The organism is Arachidicoccus sp. (assembly GCF_050436765.1).
Lineage (GTDB): Bacteria > Bacteroidota > Bacteroidia > Chitinophagales > Chitinophagaceae > Arachidicoccus.
On record NZ_JBNQGD010000289.1, the window covers coordinates 1 to 3766 of the forward strand.

The 3766-nt window shown below is 36.9% G+C and carries 2 protein-coding genes; both read right to left on the reverse strand.

What is annotated here, in order from left to right; genetic code table 11:
• The coding region (locus ACQR30_RS12485; protein ID WP_429735578.1) for a glycoside hydrolase family 30 beta sandwich domain-containing protein at positions 1 to 1765 on the reverse strand (1765 nt) is incomplete at its 3' end.
• A gap of 158 nt (positions 1766 to 1923) precedes the next feature.
• Positions 1924 to 3766: glycoside hydrolase family 3 C-terminal domain-containing protein (locus ACQR30_RS12490; RefSeq protein WP_429735580.1), on the reverse strand; the 1843-nt coding region annotated here is incomplete at its 5' end.

Sequence of the window (3766 nt, forward strand, 5' to 3'; positions counted from 1 at the left end):
CCATCTCGGTAAACTCCACATTTGCCCAGTTTATTTTAAGATTAATTGGATGGAGCGACCGATTTAAAACAACCATTGTAGCTAACCCATTTTCACCTTTAAATGCCACTATTTTTAATCCTTTATTTGAAGATTCAGTTTCAATACGAGTCATTCCAGCTTTTATTCTTCGAGAGTAAGCTCCAAAAACGCGCAATTGGTCAGAGGATGGAACGGGGATAAAACCATTCTGCGGACTAGTAACAAAAAGTGAGCGGGTTTCTCCAAAACTTGGCTGTTCAATATTTATCAAATTCCAACAATATCCTATAAGTTTTGCATCCGCAATCGTAAGATTTTTTTGATATAATTGCCCCATAGCTAAAGCAACACGATAGCTATCCGTTTGATATTTAGTATTATTCACACATACTTCTACTGCAAGAAAGGGTCGGTTCACTTGATTGTGCCATTGCGATAATATGGAATCATAACCATCAGGATTAGTGAAATAAGTCTGATAGTCATACTCATTAGATGCACTATAATCAATACTATTCCAGACGCTGCGGTTTCGAGTATATTTAGATGCCCGCTCTAAAGCCAGCCCTATATTCCCTGCATTTGCCATATGTATTTTGACTTTTGCAAAACCAGATTCATCTAAAGCTTTGCGTAATGCCGGTACGAATTTCTTGATGAGCTCCTCCGACATATCAATCTCATTTTGAATACCCACTATTTGAGGGGCTTTCCCCGTCTTCTTAACAGCCTCTCTACAATAACCAATTATCGCTCTGGTATATTCTTTTGTATTATCTCCAATCCAATTAGGAAAATCCCAAAATTCAAATATTACAAACCCACCCAAGTTTTGAATCCTTTTGTTATATCCAAAATCAGACATTTCTCCATCTGGAAAATTATCCCCGTAATAATGTGCCTTAGCATAATTTAAGCTATCCCAATTATCCAGATTATAATTTAGTTCGCCCCCAACCGGGTATTCTCGCTGACAAAGCAAATTGTATTCTTTTATGTATTTCCACCACATAGCTTTACCTGCATCGCTCAACTCGTTGTAAGCTGTTGGTGCAGTTGTGCCTCCCCAACCAAGCATTTTTTGATATATCTTACCAGGATTCACACTCACACTCGCCTCCAAAGCTTTGGGCTGTAAAATTCTTGCAACAAGTGTTCCTTCATTCCCGGTAAGGTGTATCTGATTTCTGCGAATATCTTCAATGAAGATTTGATGTATAACCTCTTTCCCATTTAAATAAATATTAAGTCCAAACTTATAATTCATTTCAACAGTTATGGCTTTTACAGGTCTGTTTGAAATTAGAGAAATAGTATCAGCGTCAGATTGGGGATATATGGGCAGGTTTGTTTTTCCAATATTGAATCCATAAGAATCATAATACTGTTTATAAAACTCAATTTTATTATTTTTAACGATGACATAAAACCCTTCTCTGGGTCCTGTAAATATCCATTTTAGACCTCTATCTCCCGTTATAGAATCTAAAACCAAAGTTCTCTTAAATAAAGCAGGTAAAACCTTCGAGAAATATTTTCGCTCATTTGGAGAATAATTCCCCCAACCAGATCTCACTATTTTACCATAGCCTAGAAAAAATTCGGTAGCGACAACACCTTTAGGTTCTTTCCAAATAGGCAAATCTATTTGCTGAATAGTATCTCTTGAATTTGCGAAAGAGGATAAATAAAATCCTATTAGCAAATTAAAAATAAGAGTTACTTTCAAAAAGAGAAGTTTCATTTTTTTAATTTTTTGTTTTCATTCCTGTTTAATTTAATACAGACAGATTGTCTATTGACTAATTTTAAGAATACAACTGCTGTTTTAATTAAAACCTTCTGCAAGGTCAAAGTCGTTTTTTTGGTACGCTGTACATCATTTCATATTTAGTAGACCACTTAATTTCCCACTTTGAAAGATGCCACTTGTCTGATATCTCTGGAAGATGCCCCTGCCAATATTTTATATTTTCCTGGCTCAAGAACCCATTTATGAGCCGCATCACTAAAATAGGCAAGGTTATTAACGTCAATTATCAATGATACATTTACCGATTTACCCGGTTCCACCAAAACTTTTTTAAATGCTTTCAATTCTTTCTTAGGTCTTAACACGGCTGATTTTACTTTACTTACGTATAATTGCACAACTTCTTTACCTGCTACTTGACCAGTGTTTTTAACAGTTATAGTTGCTGATATTTTATCTCCGGCTTTGTATTTTTTCTTATCGGTAAACAATTTTGAATAAGCAAAACCGGCATAAGATAGTCCATAACCAAAACAATATAGCGGCTTTATTTTCCTGGTATCATACCAACGATAGCCTACCAATATTCCTTCTTTATAATGTGTAGTAAGATTCTTACCCGGATAAGTGCCCAGCCAAAAAGCAGGTGAATCATGTAAAGAAGCCGGGAAGGTAAAAGGTAATCTTCCGGAAGGGTCAATAACACCTTTTAATACATCAGCCAGGGCATTGCCCGCTTCCGAGCCATTGAACCATGACCAAACGATTGTATGGCTTTCCTTTTTTATTTTGCCCAAATCATAGGGCGCACCAGCCATTATAACAATGATGGTATTTGGATTTGCAGCGGTTACCGCATCCACCAAAGCTTGCTCTCCAAAAGGAAGTTCAAGATTTTTACGGTCATGCCCCTCACTTTCATATTCTCTGTTGGAGCCTATACATAAAATGGCAATGTCGGTAGTTTTTGCAAGTGCCACCGCTTGGTCTATTAGATATTGATTCGGCTCATCAAAACCAGCATTTTGTGCATCTGTATTGCTTGCTAAATAGTTCGCTTTATATCCTTGGGCAAATTTAATTTCGGCAGTACTACCAAATCTAGATTTGATTCCTTCCAATGCAGTAATTTCGAATTTAGCTTTTACCCCAGCTCCATAACCACCTAAAGCAAAAGTACGTGTAGCGTTGTCACCGATTACAGCGATGCTTTTGATTTTCTTACTATTTAAAGGCAATAAATGTGCATCATTTTTTAATAAAACAATCGATTCAGATGCAATATCATATACCGCTTTACTGTGTACTGGAGTGGCAATACTTCCTTCGGGGTGATTGGCGCTCATAGAAGTATGATACATCACCCACAAAATCCTTCTGACTTTATCGTCTATTGTTTTTTCTGAAACTTTACCGGCTTTTACTGCAGCAAGCAAAGGATCAGCAAAATACCATTTATTATAAGGTCCGCTGGAGCCCATTTCAATATCGAGACCTGCATTTGCTGCCGCAACAGTATGATGTGTCCCTCCCCAGTCGGACATTACAATTCCTTTAAAGCCCCATTCTTTTTTTAAAACAGTGTTTAATAAGAAATTATTTTCGGAACACCAATAACCATTTAGTTTATTATATGCCGACATTACTACATAAGCATTTCCTTCTTGCACTGCAGCTTTAAATGCAGGAAAATAAATCTCACGCAATGCACGTTCATCTACTATTGCATCTATGGTATTACGATCAACCTCTTGATTATTTGCCGCAAAATGTTTGACACAAGCTGCCACATGCTGACTTTGAATACCTTTCACAGCCTGTACAGCTAATTGCGCATTGAGGTAAGGATCTTCAGAATAATATTCATAAGTACGGCCACAAAGTGGCATTCTACAAATATTAAATGCTGGAGCAAGCATAATATTTTTCTTACGGGCGTTGGCTTCTTCGCCTAAAACGACACCGTATTTATTTGCCATAGCGGGGTTCCAG